We start from the raw sequence: 14516 nt of genomic DNA on the forward strand, positions 1-14516 counted from the left end.
CCCCGGCCAACTCCTCAGGTGTCACACCAGGACAACGACACCAACCAGCTAACAGACACGCCACCCACGAACAAACCTGACCAAGCCCTACTAGGCGGTGGGCAGCCCGTAGGCGTCCGCGATGAGTTCGTAGGACCGTACGCGTACATCACCGCTGTGCGCGTTGCTGGTGATCATCAGCTCGTCGGCGCCGGTGCGCTTGTGGAGGTCGTCGAGGCCGGAGCGGACCTCGTCGGGCGTGCCGTGGATGACGTTGGCGTTCCAGGAGGAGATGAAGTCCTGCTCCATGGGGCTGAACGCGTAGGCCTCCGCCTCCTCGGGCGTGGGGACGAGCCCGGGGCGGCCGGTGCGCAGCCGGACCATGTTCAGCGCGGCGGCCAGGACCTGGCGGCGGGCCTCGCGCTCGTCGTCGGTGGCGAGGGCGGCGACGCCGATGAGGGCGTACGGGGCGTCGAGGACCGCGCTCGGGCGGAAGGACTCGCGGTAGAGGTCGAGGGCCGGGACCGTGTTCTGCGCGGAGAAGTGGTGGGCGAAGGCGAAGGGCAGGCCCAGCATGCCCGCCAGACGGGCGCTGAAGCCGGAGGAGCCGAGCAGCCACAGGGGCGGGCGGTGCGGGGACTGGACGCCGCCCGGGGAGGTGGCCTGGATGGGGCCGGGGACGGCGTGGATGCGGCGGTAGGGGTGGCCGTCGGGGAAGTCGTCGTCGAGGAAGCGGGTCAGCTCGGCGAGCTGCTGGGGGAAGTCGTCGGCGCCTTCGTTGAGGTGGTCGGTGCGGCGCAGGGCGGCGGCGGTGGCGCCGTCGGTGCCGGGGGCGCGGCCGAGGCCGAGGTCGATGCGGCCGGGGGCCAGGGCCTCCAGGGTGCCGAACTGCTCGGCGATCACCAGCGGGGCGTGGTTGGGCAGCATGACGCCGCCCGAGCCGAGGCGGATGCGCTCGGTGTGGGCGGCGATGTGGGCGAGGATCACGGCCGGCGAGGAGGAGGCGACGCCGGGCATCGAGTGGTGCTCGGCGACCCAGTACCGGTGGTAGCCGCGGCGCTCCGCGAGGCGGGACAGCGCGACGCCGGTACGGAGGGCTTCGGTGGCCGTGTGGCCCGCGCCCACCGTCACCAGGTCCAGGACGGAGAGGGGCACGGGTGCGGTGCCGTGTCCCTCGCCTCGGATCTCGTCTGCCGCCACGGGGTGCCTCCTGCTGGTTGGCTCGTTCTCCCGGGTGCCAACAGGAGACAGTCCCCGTTTATTTCCGCGCGCGCCTCCCGCGCGGTGGGCGCGCGTCCTACGCCGCCAGCGCGTGCCCGGGGTGGAGGACGACCTTGGTGTAGCCCTCGATCCGCTTGTCGAACTTCTCGTAGGCCTGCGGGGCCTGGTCCAGGGGAAGTTCGTGCGAGACCACGAAGCTGGGCTTGGCGCGCCCGGCGATGATCAGGTCACGGAGCTGGCGGTTGTACCGCTTGACGTTGCACTGGCCGGTGCCCATCTGCTGACCCTTTTCGAACATCTTGCCGATGGAGACCAGCAGCTGGCCGTGCTTGGCGTGCTCGTCGGGGCCGCCCGGGTCGGAGGGGACGTACAGGCCCGGTACGCCGAGCATGCCGGTGGGCCGTACCGTCTCGACGAGCGTGTTGAGGACGACGGCGGGTTCCTCGTGGCTCGTGTCCTTGTGCGACTGGGCCTGGTAGCCGACGGCGTCCACGCCCTTGTCGGTTCCCTCGCCTCCCGTCTGTTCCTTGATCTGCTCGGCCGGGTCGCCCTTCGTGAAGTCGATGGGGATGGCCCCGATCTCCTCCGCCTTGGCGAGCCGCTCGGGCACCCGGTCCACCGAGAACACCTTCGACGCGCCGCGCAGCAGCGCCGAGTACGCGGCCATCAGCCCCACCGGCCCGGCGCCGAAGACGGCCACCGACTCGCCGGGCGTGAGCTGGGCGAGTTCACAGCCGTGGTAACCGGTCGGGAAGATGTCGGCGAGCAGCACGAAGTCGGTCTCGAACTCCTCCCCCGGCGGCAGTTTCAGGCAGTTGAAGTCGGCGAAGGGCACGCGCAGGCGCTCGGCCTGGCCGCCGGTGTAGGGGCCCATCGCGACATAGCCGTAGGCGCCGCCGGCGAACCCGGGGTTGACCGTGAGGCAGAACCCGGTCTTCCCGGCGAGGCAGTTCTTGCAGAACCCGCAGGCGACGTTGAACGGCATGACGACCCGGTCGCCCTCGGCCAGCGACGTCACCCCGCTGCCGGTCTCCTCCACGACGCCGAGGTTCTCGTGGCCGAAGACGATGCCCGCCTGGGCGGCCGTACGGCCCTCGTACATGTGCAGGTCGGACCCACAGATCGCGCTGGACGTGACCCGGACGATCACGTCGTTGGGGTGCTGGATCCGTGGATCGTCCACGTCGCGCACCGTCACGCCGAAGGGCTTTTCGTAGACGACGGCTTTCACCTCGGTCACCTCCGCGTCATCACTTCACGACAGCGGCGGCGACGGGACACCCCGCGGGGCGGAAGCCGGACACGGGGCGGTCGCGCGGACATGATCACGGGCGGGCGCCCGTGTTCGCCGGGGCCGGGTGCGGGGCGTTCTCGCCGCACCGCCGGACATCTCCAGGTAACGCCTGTGCGCGGGCGCCCGCAAGCGCGCCCGGCGCCCCCGCGCGGGGCGCCCCGGATCTCGTACGGCGCTCACACGGGTCTCACACGGACCTCATACCTGGACGATCGGCTCCCGGCTGAACAGCGCGCCCAGGCCGGGCGCGTTGACCCGGCGGTCGGTGAGCCGCAGCGCCTCCCAGACGGTCACCTGGTTCGCGGTGAGTACGGGCTTGCCGAGGTCCTTCTCCAGGGCCGCGATGTGGGAGGCGGTGTGCAGGGCGGTGTCCGGCAGGAGGACCGCGTCGGCGCGCGGGGTGTCGGCCGCCCGCGCCAGCGCGAGGATCTCCGGCTCCCCCCAGGACGCCACCTGCTCGGCCGAGCGGCTGCCGGCGCTGTGCGCGGCGGCCACCTCCACCTCCCCGGCACGCAGGAAGTCCGCGAAGAGGGCCGTCACGTCCTCAGGGTAGGTCGCCGCGACCGCGACCCGCCGCACCCCGATCTCGCGCACCGCGTGCACGAAGCCGAAGGAGGTGGCCGAGGCCGGCATGCCCACCGCCCGGGCCAGGGCCCGCACCTGCTCGTGGGCGCCTTCCCAGCCGTGCACGAAGCTGCCGCTGGTGCTCGCCCACACCACCGCCTCCGCGCCGGACAGCCGCAGCCCCTCGACGCTGCGCGCCAGCTGATCGACCGCACCGGTCCCCCGCAGCGCCTCCAGCCGGTAGGCGTCCTCGCCGATCCCGGTGTGGACGAGATCGACCCGGATGTCACTGCCCAGGAGCTGCTCGATGCGCGGATAGTCGTCCTCGGCGAAGTGGCCCGGGTAGAGGAATCCGAGTGCGGTCATGTCCAGCCTTCCTGGTGTGCTCGCTGTGTCGTAGGGGCCCTTGCGGGCCCTTCCCGGGGTCATCGCCCTGGAGCCGTCGCGGTGCGGGTACCCCGGAAGGCCGCCGAATTTCCTTCGCATAACTCGGTTTCGCTTGGGTAGCGGCGCGCTCATGGCTCCACCACATGGACTTGGAAGAGGCAGACGGACACCCGGGCGGCCCAGCCGCCGGTCGCTGCTCGCGGGGGTCGCGGCGGCCGGCGCGCTGGGCGCCGCCGGGTGCAGTCGCGTGGCCACGGCGTCCACCGGCAGCGGCGGCGACCTCCTGGACCGGCTCAGGGCCCAGGGGGTCGTACGGCTGGGTATCGCGGGCGAGATCCCGTTCGGGTACATCGGCAAGGACGGGAAGGTGACGGGCGAGGCGCCCGAGCTGGCCGAGGTGATCTTCAAGCGGCTCGGGGTGGACCGGGTGCAGCCGGTGCCCACGGAGTTCGGCTCGCTCATACCGGGCCTGAACTCCCAGCAGTTCGACGTCGTCGCCGCCGGGATGTACATCAACGCCGACCGCTGCGAGCAGGTCCTCTTCGCCGATCCCGACTACCAGATGCTCGACTCCTTCATCGTCCGCAAGGGCAACCCGAAGGGGCTGCACGACTACCAGGACGTCGTGGCGAAGAAGGCGAAGTTCGCCACCGGGACCGGCTACGCCGAGATCCAGTACGCGATCGACGCCGGGTACCGGCAGAGCGACATCCTGATCGTGCCCGACCAGGTGGCGGGGCTGAACGCCGTCGAGGCCGGCCGGGTGGACGTCTTCGCCGGTACGGCGCTCACCACCCGCGCGGTGGTGAAGAAGTCCGCGAAGGCCGAGGCCACCAAGCCGTTCGCGCCGCTGGTGAAGGGAAAACCGCACGTGGACGGCGGCGGGTTCGCCTTCCGGCCGACCGAGACGAAGCTGCGGGACGCCTTCAACACCGAGCTGCACAAGATGAAGAAGAGCGGCGAGCTGTTCCGGATCCTGAAGCCCTTCGGGTTCTCGCAGGCCGAGATGACGGATCTGACCGCGAAGGAGCTGTGCGCCGGATGACGAAGGGACTATGGGAACTCGTCCTGGAGGGCGTGTGGGTCACCCTCCAGCTGCTGTTCTTCAGCGCGCTGCTGGCCACCGCCGTCTCCTTCGTGGTCGGCGTCGCCCGCACCCACCGGCTGTGGATCGTCCGCTTCCTCGCGGGCTTCTACACCGAGGTGTTCCGCGGGACCTCGGCGCTGGTGATGATCTTCTGGGTGTTCTTCGTGCTGCCGCCCGCCTTCGGCTGGCAGCTGGTGCCGATGTGGGCGGGCACCCTGGCGCTGGGGCTGACCTACGGGGCGTACGGCGCGGAGATCGTGCGCGGCGCGCTGAACTCGGTCGACCCGGCGCAGCGTGAGGGCGGCGTCGCGCTCAGCTTCACGCCCTGGCAGCGGATGCGGCTGATCCTGCTGCCGCAGGCGGTGCCGGAGATGATCCCGCCGTTCAGCAACCTGCTGATCGAACTGCTCAAGGGCACCTCGCTGGTGTCGGTCATGGGCATGGGCGACCTGGCGTTCAGCGGCAACCTGGTACGGCTCGCGCTCCAGGAGAGCGCCCACATCTACACGTACATCCTGATCATCTACTTCGTGATCGCGTTCGCGCTGACCCGGCTGATGCGCGGCCTCGAGAAGCGGCTGAAGCGGGGCGTCGGCAAGGCGGCGCGGAGCGGGGCCGTGACCTCCCCCGAGCCCGTGGCCTCCCCCGAACCCGTGGGCACCCCGGCCCAGGGCGGTGTGGCGTGAACTGGGACTGGGGCGCCGTACGCGACTTCATGCCGCACTTCTGGGACGGTCTGCTCGTCACCCTGCAGGCGCTGGTCCTCGGGTCGGTGATCTCGTTCGCGCTGGGGCTGGTGTGGGCGCTGCTGATGCGGACGCCGACGCGGTGGGTGCGCTGGCCGGTGGGGGTGGTGACCGAGTTCGTCCGGGACACCCCGCTGCTGGTGCAGTTGTTCTTCCTCTTCTACGTGCTGCCGGAGTGGGGGCTGACGTTCTCCGCGCTGACCACGGGCGTCCTCGCGATCGGACTGCACTACTCGACGTACACGATGCAGGTCTACCGCGCCGGTATCGAGGCGGTGCCCGCCGGCCAGTGGGAGGCGGCGACGGCACTGAACCTGCCGCGGCGGCGGACCTGGACGGCGGTGATCCTGCCGCAGGCGATCCGCCGTGTGGTCCCGGCGCTCGGCAACTACGTCATCTCGATGCTCAAGGACACGCCGCTGCTGATGGCGATCACCGTGCTGGAGATGCTCGGGCAGGCGCGCCTGTACTCGCAGCAGCACTTCCAGTTCACCGAGCCGCTGACCGTGATCGGTGTGGCCTTCATCCTCGTTTCCTACCTGGCCTCCCTCCTCCTGCGAGCACTGGAGCGACGTCTTGTCCGTTGACACCACGAAGAACCCCGAGACCCCAAAGAGCTCCGGGAAGCCGCGGCCGCCGGCCGCCGTCACCGCGCCCGGCGAGCTGGTTCGGCTGGAGAACGTGACCAAGCGGTTCGGCGACCACACGGTCCTCGACGGGCTGGACTTCTCCGTCGACCCCGGCAAGCACGTCACGCTGATCGGCCCCTCCGGGTCGGGCAAGACGACCATCCTGCGGCTGCTGATGACCCTGACCAGGCCGGACGAGGGCACCATCACGGTCGACGGCGAGCAGCTCTTCCCGGCGCCCGAGAAGCAGGTCCGGGAGATCCGCAAGAAGATCGGGATGGTCTTCCAGCACTTCAACCTGTTCCCGAACATGTCGGTACTGCGGAACATCACCGAGGCTCCCGTCACGGTGCTCGGCATGTCCAGGGACGAGGCGGAGGTCCGCGCGCGCGAGCTGCTGGAGATGGTGGGGCTGGCCGAGAAGTGCGACGCGCGGCCCGCGCAGCTGTCCGGCGGCCAGCAGCAGCGGGTGGCGATCGCCCGGGCGCTGGCGATGCGGCCGCAGGTGCTGCTGCTGGACGAGGTGACCTCCGCGCTCGACCCGGAGCTGGTCGCGGGCGTCCTGGACGTGCTGCGGGACATCGCCCGCTCCACGGACATCACGATGCTCTGCGTGACCCACGAGATGGGCTTCGCCCGGGACATCTCCGACCAGGTGCTGATGTTCGACTCGGGGCGGGTCGTGGAGGCCGGTCCGCCGGAGCAGATCTTCCAGGACCCGGAACAGGAACGGACGCGGGAGTTCCTCAGCGCGGTGCTCTGACCCGCCGCCGCGACCGGCGGCGCGACCGGCGGCGTGCGCGGGCGCGCCGCCGGCCTCCCCCGGCACCCCGGGTGGTCACGAGCACCCCCGGGGACCGGGTAGTATTTTCTTCGTCGTCGGCCGCGGGAAGCGGACGGCGGGAGTCATGCGCCGCTAGCTCAGTTGGTTAGAGCAGCTGACTCTTAATCAGCGGGTCCGGGGTTCGAGTCCCTGGCGGCGCACAGAACGGTGAGGCCGGTCCCACGGAGACGTGGGACCGGCCTCACCGCTTTCGCGCCCCCGGGCCCCTCGGGTACGGCGTCGGGTCCGGCGTCAGAAGGTGACGTCCGAGCAGGCGTAGAACGCGTTTCCCGTGTCGGCGATCGTCCAGACCGCGAGGATGACGTGGTGGCCGCTCAGGCCGCTGGGCAGGGTGCCGCTGTGGCTGAGGGTGGCCGGTGGCTGCTTGCCGCCGTAGGGGATGGTCAGGAACGGGGTCGTGTCGAGGTCGGCGCGGGTCAGGGCGTGGTCCTGGTTCCAGCCCTGCCTGGTGACGTAGTACCTGAAGTCGGTCGTGGCGTGCCGTGCCTCGAACTGCCAGCGGAAGGTGTAGCTCTGGCCGCCGGTGACCTGCGTGGTGGGCCACTCGGCGCCCTTGGGGGTGCGGGCGCCGTCGAGCGGGCCGAACCGGTCCAGGCCGCCGGAGCACAGATGCCCGTCCGCCGGTCCGCGCGCCGGGAAGCCCTTGGGACCCTCGACGCTCTGCGGCTCCCACTGGATCTCGCCGCAGCCCCGTACCGTGCCGTCGGCGCACAGCAACTGCCTGCTGATGGGGAGGTCGGTGTAGCCGTGGCCGCTGGCGCCGCCGGTGGAGAGCACGAGGGCTCCGGCGGTGGTCAGGCCCAGCACGGCCGCGTACAACTTGGCCTTGGTGCGCATGGAGTCGCTCCTGGTGAACGTGTGGGGATGTTCGCTGAGCAGGACTGTGTGCGTTGGTCTAGACCAAGTACCAGGCTATGGCGACCACTTGGACATGTCCATACCAATCACGGGATGGTTTCCCGGCGTCCGGCGCAGAACGCCACCGTCAGATCCCGCACCAGCACCTTGCGCTCGCCGTCGTCCAGATCGACCAGCCCGCGCATGGTCAGCCGGGTCACCGTGTCCTCGACCGAGTCCACCACCGACGTCAGCGCACCGGCCCGGTCCCGGGCGTCCAGCGCGGCCACACCGCGCCGGTGCATGGCGCCGGCGACCTCGAGGGCCTACTCGACCCGGGCCGGACGGACCGAGAACGCCTCCGGCCCGACCGGCTCCGCCTCCCGCGCCACCAGCCGGGTCAGCGCCTCCCCGGCCGCTTCCGCACCGCCCCACCCCCCGCCCCACGCACCGGCACCCGCGCCGGCGCCGCCTCCACGCACGCGCGCAGGCAGGACTCGTGGTCGTCGACCCCGAGCACCGCCCGCGCGGTGTCCCGCACCCGCCGGACCACGAGAACCGCCACCCTCAACGCGATCCCGTCGGCGTCCGCGGACGGCATCGGCTCGCTGCGCCAGTGCCGCAGCCGTACGTCGACGCCACGGCGCGGCACGAACGGGTTGATCCACAGCAGCCCGGCGCCCCGGACGGTCCCCCGGTAGCGGCCGAACAGCCCGGGCACCCACGCCCGGCCGGCCCGCCCCCGGGTCAGCCCGCCGAAGCCGAGCAGCCCGAGCGCCCCGGCCGCGGCGTACGCGCCCCACTGCGGCAGGCCGAGCCCCGCGCCCGCACCGGCCGGCAGGGGCAGCGCCCGCGCCGCGAGCGGCGGCAGACCCCTCGCCCACCAGGTGGTGAGCACACAGCCGGCCGCCCCGCACACCCCGGCGAGGACCCCGACCGCACCCGGCAGCAGCCGGGCCGGCCGCTCCGCCAGGCCCGGCTCGGCCTCGGGCGCCGGGCGGGCCGGGGCGGGCACCCGGCGGCGGAAGCGCGGCTGCTCGCCCGCGCCCCGCCCGCTACCCGCTGCCCGCTACCCGCTGCCCGCTGCCCGCCACCGGGGGCCCGAGCGCCGCCGGGGACGGGTCGTGGTCCGGTCGGCCGGGGCCGGGTTCGTCGCGGAAGAGCCGGTGGAGAGGGATCTCGGTGGTCGCCTCGTTCTGGATGAGCCGGGGGAAGGAACGATTCGGCCGGTCGACCGGGAGCTCCATGCGATCCACGTCACACTTCATACGGACTTGTCCGCATCTGCGCACGTTGATCAGTGTCACAATCGTCCCGGAAATACGCATGCCTGACGGCCCGAAGGATGAAAACGGGCCCCGTCGGGGCGGCTCCGGCAGCCGGACCGTGGTCACAGGCACCTCACCGAGTCCTGTAAAGTTGTCCACGTCAGCAGGCGCCGCTAGCTCAGTTGGTTAGAGCAGCTGACTCTTAATCAGCGGGTCCGGGGTTCGAGTCCCTGGCGGCGCACCATGACGACGACGGGTCCTGTTCGCGGAAAACGCGAACGGGGCCCGTCGTCGTTCCTGCGCACCCGCGCCGCGCACAGTGGGGGCCCGCCACCCGCGCCCCCGCCCCGTTCGCACCCCTGTGCACCCGTGCGTCTTGCGCCGATATGAGCCGTTGACTCCGCTTTTCGCATCTTGCGATCAGGCTGAACACCTAGAACCCTGGGTGCCAGGATGCCGCCGATAAGCGGCAGTTGTGGGTCCTTGGGAGTTTTTCGAAAAACCGTTTGAACCAGTTGCCCGATGTGCGGGAAAAGGGGCCCCGTTGCGTCGACGGCCGCCGAGGGGGGCAGCCATGCAACCGGCAGGAAACCGGAACGACACGCGCTGACCTGCGTGTGGGGGGGATGAAGTCATGACGTCGACGCCGTCGGGCGCAAGGCAACGGCACGACCGGCACGACCGGCCCGATCCGTCCGAGACGACACGCCCGCAGGTGCCACCGCACCGCACCGCCGGCACCACCGGGGCGTTCCGCAGGATCAGGAACACCCTGCCGAGATACGACTACGAGCACTACAGCCGCCTGGCGGGACCGCTCACCCAGCCCGACCCGGACGAGCCGTACCGGGTGCGGTACCGCTCCCTGCTCTCGCGGGAACCGCACCGGGTCCGGGTCGCGCTGATGCTGGCCGCCGCCCCGCTGCTCTCCCTGGTCCTGCTGGTCTGGCTGATGCAGCCGCGGCACTGGACCGAGCGCGACCATCCCGCGTACGGCCTCCTGCCGGTCCTCGACACGGTGATGCTGGTCGCGATCGGCCTGATCGAACTCTTCCGCTGCCTGAACGTGCTCTCCAACGCGCACGCCACCCTGGTGGCCCGCGACCCCGTCCCGGTGGTGCCCGAGGCCGGCACCCGGGTCGCCTTCCTCACCACGTTCGTGCCCGGCAAGGAACCGCTGGAGATGGTCACGCGGACCCTTCAGGCGGCCGTACGGCTGCGGCACCGGGGCGTCATGCACGTGTGGCTGCTCGACGAGGGCGACGACGCCGAGGTGAAGGCGGTCTGCGCACGCCTGGGCGTCCATCACTTCACCCGCAAGGGCGTCGAGCGCTGGAACCGGCCGGGGGGCCCGCCCCGCGCGAGGACCAAGCACGGCAACTACAACGCCTGGCTCCAGGCGCACGGCGACGAGTACGACTTCTTCGCCTCCGTCGACACCGACCACGTCCCGCTGCCCAACTACCTGGAGCGGATGCTCGGCTACTTCCGCGACCCGGACGTCGGCTTCGTCATCGGCCCGCAGGTCTACGGCAACTACGACACGTTCGTCACCAAGGCCGCCGAGTCGCAGCAGTTCCTCTTCCACGCGCTGATCCAGCGCGCCGGCAACCGCTACGGCGCACCCATGTTCGTCGGCACCTCCAACGCCGTACGGATCGGCGCGATCAAGCAGATCGGCGGGCTGTACGACTCGATCACCGAGGACATGGCGACCGGTTTCGAGATGCACCGCGCCAAGAACCCGGCGACCGGCCGGAAGTGGAAGTCCGTCTACACCCCGGACGTGCTCGCCGTCGGTGAGGGCCCGAGCGCATGGACGGACTTCTTCACCCAGCAGCTGCGCTGGTCCCGTGGGACGTACGAGACGATCCTCAAGCAGTACTGGAAGGGCATCGGCACGCTGCCTCCGGGGCGCCTGTTCAACTACACCATGATGGTCGTCTTCTATCCGATGTCCGCCCTGAACTGGATCCTGGCCGCGCTGAGCTGCGCGCTCTTCCTGGGCCTGGGCGCCTCCGGCGTGAACATCGACCCCACGGTGTGGCTGATGCTGTACGGGAACGCGTCCGCGCTCCAGATCGGCCTGTACGTCTGGAACCGCCGGCACAACGTCTCCCCGCACGAGCCCGAGGGGTCGGGCGGGGTGGCCGGCATGGTGATGTCGGCGCTGTCGGCGCCGATCTACGCCCGCGCGCTGATGGACACGGTCCTGCGCCGCGGGAGCAGGTTCGTGGTGACGCCGAAGGGCGCCTCGGCGAGCCCGGACACGCTGTTCGGCACGTTCCGCGTCCACTGGTTCTTCATCCTGGTGTTCGGCGGATCGGTCGCGGCCGGTGTCGCACGCGGGCACGCCCACCCCGCGATGCTCGCCTGGGCCGTCCTCGCCCTCCTCGTCACCGCCTCCCCCCTCCTCGCCTGGCGCTGGTCGCTGCGGCGCACCCGGCGTGCCCCGGCGCCCGCCGGGCAGGGCTCGTCAGCGGATGCCGTCGCGGTCGCGCCGCAGGACGCCGTACCACCGGCGTACGCCGGGCACGCGGCGGGAGGTGACGGCGCATGAGGGACCGGGCCGGCCTGCGCCGCGCCCGCCGGGTCGGGATCGGCGCCGTGGTGGTGCTCGCCCTGGCCGGGATGAACGGTCCGTGGCTCTACCGCTTCGGCACGGAGCGCTACCACCAGTACGAGATCAACGAGCCGGGGTACAAGGCGGCCAACGGGCACTGGGACATCGTCGAGTTCCCCAAGGAGTACCGCCAGGACACCATCCACGCCGTGCTGCTGCACACCGGGAAGGTGCTGCTGGTGGCGGGTTCGGGCAACAACCAGGCGAACTTCGACGCGAAGAGGTTCGACTCGCGCATCTGGGACCCGGTCCGGGGCACCGTCAAGAAGGTGCCCACGCCCGACGACCTGTTCTGCACGGGCCACACCCAGCTCGGCGACGGCAGGATCCTCATCGCCGGCGGCACCAAGCGGTACGAGAAGCTCAAGGGCGACGTCACCAAGGCCGGCGGCCTGATGATCGTGCACAACGAGAACCCGGACGAGCCGGTCACCCTGCCCGCCGGGACGAGCTTCACCGGCAGGGCGAACGGGAAGACGTTCGTCTCCAAGGACCCGGTGCTCGTCCCGCGCGCGAAGAAGAACTTCGACGCCAGGACGGGGAGGTTCCTCGGCAACACCCCGGGGCTGGGCCGGATCTACGTGGAGGCGCTGAAGAGCGGCGCCCGCTACGAGACCGGGACCCAGGACAACTACCGGATCCGGGGCCTGGGCGGCGCCGACGCCCGCAACACCTACGGCATCGCGCAGAAGCTCGCCCTGGACAAGAAGGACTTCCAGGGGATCCGGGACACCTACGAGTTCGACCCGGTCGCCGAGAAGTACATCGGGGTCGATCCGATGCACGAGGCCCGCTGGTACCCGACGCTCACCACGCTCGGCGACGGGAAGGTCCTCAGCGTCTCCGGCCTCGACGACATCGGCCAGCTCGTCCCCGGCAAGAACGAGGTCTTCGACCCGAAGACCCGCACGTGGACGTACACCCCGAAGGTCCGTCAGTTCCCGACGTACCCGGCGCTGTTCCTGATGCAGGACGGCAGGATCTTCTACTCCGGTTCGAACGCGGGCTACGGACCCGCCGAGGTGGGCCGCGACCCGGGCGTCTGGGACCTGGCCACCAACAGGTTCACCGCGCTGCCGGGGCTGGGCGACGCGGACAGGATGGAGACCTCCGGCACGGTGCTGCTGCCGCCCGCCCAGGGCGAGAGGTACATGGTGATCGGCGGCGGCGGGGTCGGCGAGTCGAAGCTGTCCAGCAGGAAGACCCGGATCATCGACCTCAGGGCGAAGAACCCGCACTTCACGGACGGCCCGTCGCTGGCCGAGGGCACCCGCTACCCGCAGTCCTCGATCCTGCCCGACGACAGCGTGCTGGTCTCCGGCGGCTCCGGGGACTACCGGGGCCGCGGCGACTCGAACATCCTTGAGGCCCGGCTGTACGACCCCGCCACGAACACGCTCAGGCGGGTCGCCGACCCGCTGGTGGGGCGCAACTACCACTCGGGTTCGATCCTGCTGCCCGACGGCCGGGTGATGTTCTTCGGCTCCGACTCGCTCTACGGCGACAAGGCCGGCACCAGGCCGGGCACCTTCGAGCAGCGCATCGAGATCTACACGCCGCCGTACCTGTACCGGGACTCGCGGCCCTCGCTGACGGGCGGCCCGCAGACCGTCGCGCGCGGCGCCTTCGCCACGTTCACCTCGCGGCACGCCGAGGCGATCAGGAAGGCCCGGCTGATCCGGCCGAGCGCCTCCACCCACGTCACGGACGTGGACCAGCGGTCGATCGCGCTGGACTTCACGACCTCGGGCGACCGGGTCACGGTGAGGGTGCCGAAGAACCGGAACCTGGTGCAGTCGGGCTGGTACATGCTGTTCGTCGCCGACGACCGGGGGACGCCCAGCAAGGCGCAGTGGGTGAAGGTCCCGTAGGCCCCGGCGCCCCGCACGGCCCACGGGGCGTCCTGTGCGGTGCAGGGCGCGCGCCCCGACGGCCGTCGCCGCGCGGTCACCCGGTCGCCCGCGCCAGCTCCAGCGCGTACGTCTCCCACCAGTCGCCCGCCCCCGGGCCGCCCTTGCAGGTGCCGTCCGACTCGCCGGGGCGCTTGACCCAGAGGTAGGCGTCGACGAGGGGGTCGGCGGTCCTCGTCGTGGGGGCCTCGCCGAGGGCGCGGCCGGGCGGGTTGCACCAGCGTTCGCTCGGATCGCCGTCCGTGTACGGGCCGTTGCCGTTGCGGCTGGTGTCGACGACGAAGTGCTTGCCGCCGGTCCTGCGCGACAACTGCTTCCCGTACTCCACGGACTGCCGGGTGGAGTAGAAGTTGGAGACGTTGACGGCGAAGCCGTCGGCCCGGTCCATGCCCGCCCGCCCGAGCGGCTCGAAGATCTGGTCCGGGTGCCCCCAGCCGGCGTTGCCCGCGTCCAGGTAGACCTTGGTGTTCTTCAGCGCCTTGAGCGTGGCGACGGCGCCCTTGAGCAGGTCGTAGCGCTCCTCCTGGAACTGCGGCGGGGTGCAGCCGTCCACCAGGTGCAGTACGGCGTCCGGCTCCAGGACCACCGTGGCCGCGCGGTCGCCGATCCCGCGGGCCACGCCGTCGATCCAGGCGCGGTAGGCGTCGCCGTCGGCGGCGCCGCCCCGGGAGTACTGGCCGCAGTCGCGGTGCGGGATGTCGTAGAGGACGAGCAGCGCCGTGCGGTCCGCCTTGTCGGCGGCCTCGGTGAAGCCGCGCGCCTCCTGCTCGGGGTTCTCCGGTCCGATCCACTCACCGGTCGGCTGCTCGGCGATCTTGCGGATCTGCTCGGCGTCGGCCTTCCGGCCGGCCTTGGCGTAGGCGGCGACCTGGCGGGCCGCCCTGCTGTCCGGGTCGACCCAGAACGGGTCGGCGGCGCGGGGCCGCTGGTTGATCGGGGCGCCCGCGCCACCACGCTCGCCGTCCCCGTCCGCACCGCCGTCCCCGGAGGAACACCCGGCGGCCAGCAGTGCCGCCCCCAGCAGCACCGCGGACGCCCGCGCCGCCGCCGCGAGGGCGCGCGGGACCGCCCCCCTCATGCCGTGCATACGACTCCCCCTCGGTGCATTCGACCGTTCGGTCACATAC

Annotated in this window: 11 protein-coding genes, 2 tRNA genes and 1 pseudogene; 8 read left to right on the forward strand and 6 right to left on the reverse strand. The window is 71.3% G+C overall.

The window, feature by feature from the left end; all coding sequences use genetic code 11:
- Positions 1 to 90: 90 nt before the first annotated feature.
- From AB0G56_RS23265 to AB0G56_RS23275, 3 genes are all read right to left on the reverse strand, one after another.
- Positions 91 to 1179, reverse strand: coding sequence for an LLM class flavin-dependent oxidoreductase (locus AB0G56_RS23265; RefSeq protein WP_360972280.1), 1089 nt, complete (start codon positions 1177 to 1179; stop codon positions 91 to 93).
- A gap of 97 nt (positions 1180 to 1276) precedes the next feature.
- A complete protein-coding gene (locus AB0G56_RS23270) occupies positions 1277 to 2431 on the reverse strand; it encodes a glutathione-independent formaldehyde dehydrogenase (RefSeq protein WP_360972599.1) in 1155 nt (384 codons plus the stop codon).
- A 261-nt stretch (positions 2432 to 2692) separates the two neighbouring features.
- Positions 2693 to 3424, reverse strand: coding sequence for a decarboxylase (locus tag AB0G56_RS23275; RefSeq protein ID WP_360972282.1), 732 nt, complete (start codon positions 3422 to 3424; stop codon positions 2693 to 2695).
- A 151-nt stretch (positions 3425 to 3575) separates the two neighbouring features.
- Between AB0G56_RS23275 and ehuB the strand changes: the two genes are divergently transcribed.
- The 5 genes from ehuB to AB0G56_RS23300 all read left to right on the forward strand — a co-directional run bounded on the left by ehuB (position 3576) and on the right by AB0G56_RS23300 (position 6891).
- Positions 3576 to 4490: an ectoine/hydroxyectoine ABC transporter substrate-binding protein EhuB gene (ehuB, locus tag AB0G56_RS23280; RefSeq protein ID WP_360972284.1), complete on the forward strand. Its 915-nt coding sequence runs from the start codon at positions 3576 to 3578 to the stop codon at positions 4488 to 4490.
- Positions 4487 to 5218 (forward strand): ectoine/hydroxyectoine ABC transporter permease subunit EhuC, encoded by a 732-nt coding sequence (ehuC, locus tag AB0G56_RS23285; RefSeq protein ID WP_360972286.1) that lies wholly within the window; start codon positions 4487 to 4489, stop codon positions 5216 to 5218. The genes ehuB and ehuC overlap by 4 nt, the downstream gene beginning before the upstream one ends.
- Positions 5215 to 5865: an ectoine/hydroxyectoine ABC transporter permease subunit EhuD gene (ehuD, locus tag AB0G56_RS23290; protein ID WP_360972288.1), complete on the forward strand. Its 651-nt coding sequence runs from the start codon at positions 5215 to 5217 to the stop codon at positions 5863 to 5865. Before ehuC ends, ehuD begins: the two co-directional genes overlap by 4 nt.
- Positions 5866 to 5941: 76 nt before the next feature.
- The gene (ehuA, locus tag AB0G56_RS23295) at positions 5942 to 6670 is read left to right on the forward strand and encodes an ectoine/hydroxyectoine ABC transporter ATP-binding protein EhuA (RefSeq protein WP_360972601.1); all 729 of its coding nucleotides are present in this window, start codon (positions 5942 to 5944) and stop codon (positions 6668 to 6670) included.
- A gap of 147 nt (positions 6671 to 6817) precedes the next feature.
- Positions 6818 to 6891, forward strand: a tRNA-Lys gene (locus AB0G56_RS23300).
- A 91-nt stretch (positions 6892 to 6982) separates the two neighbouring features.
- Here AB0G56_RS23300 and AB0G56_RS23305 read toward each other — a convergent pair.
- Positions 6983 to 7588, reverse strand: a complete 606-nt coding sequence (locus tag AB0G56_RS23305) for a lytic polysaccharide monooxygenase auxiliary activity family 9 protein (protein WP_360972290.1) — start codon at positions 7586 to 7588, stop codon at positions 6983 to 6985.
- Between the two features lie 107 nt (positions 7589 to 7695).
- Positions 7696 to 8835: pseudogene (locus AB0G56_RS23310) on the reverse strand (SPFH domain-containing protein).
- A 188-nt stretch (positions 8836 to 9023) separates the two neighbouring features.
- On the opposite strand from AB0G56_RS23310, the gene AB0G56_RS23315 reads away from it, so the two are divergent.
- From AB0G56_RS23315 to AB0G56_RS23325, 3 genes are all read left to right on the forward strand, one after another.
- A tRNA-Lys gene (locus AB0G56_RS23315) sits at positions 9024 to 9100 on the forward strand.
- Between the two features lie 390 nt (positions 9101 to 9490).
- On the forward strand, positions 9491 to 11416 hold the full coding sequence (locus AB0G56_RS23320; protein WP_360972292.1) for a glycosyltransferase family 2 protein: 1926 nt from the start codon (positions 9491 to 9493) through the stop codon (positions 11414 to 11416).
- Entirely contained in the window at positions 11413 to 13350 is a 1938-nt protein-coding gene (locus tag AB0G56_RS23325; RefSeq protein WP_360972294.1) for a kelch motif-containing protein, read from the forward strand. Before AB0G56_RS23320 ends, AB0G56_RS23325 begins: the two co-directional genes overlap by 4 nt.
- A gap of 76 nt (positions 13351 to 13426) precedes the next feature.
- Here AB0G56_RS23325 and AB0G56_RS23330 read toward each other — a convergent pair whose 3' ends face one another.
- Positions 13427 to 14476 carry a glycoside hydrolase family 6 protein gene (locus tag AB0G56_RS23330; RefSeq protein WP_360972296.1) on the reverse strand — a complete coding sequence of 350 codons (1050 nt, stop codon included), beginning with the start codon at positions 14474 to 14476 and terminating at the stop codon, positions 13427 to 13429.
- Positions 14477 to 14516 lie beyond the last annotated feature (40 nt).

Origin of the sequence: Streptomyces sp. NPDC021356 (genome assembly GCF_040641015.1) — a bacterium.
Lineage (GTDB): Bacteria > Actinomycetota > Actinomycetes > Streptomycetales > Streptomycetaceae > Streptomyces.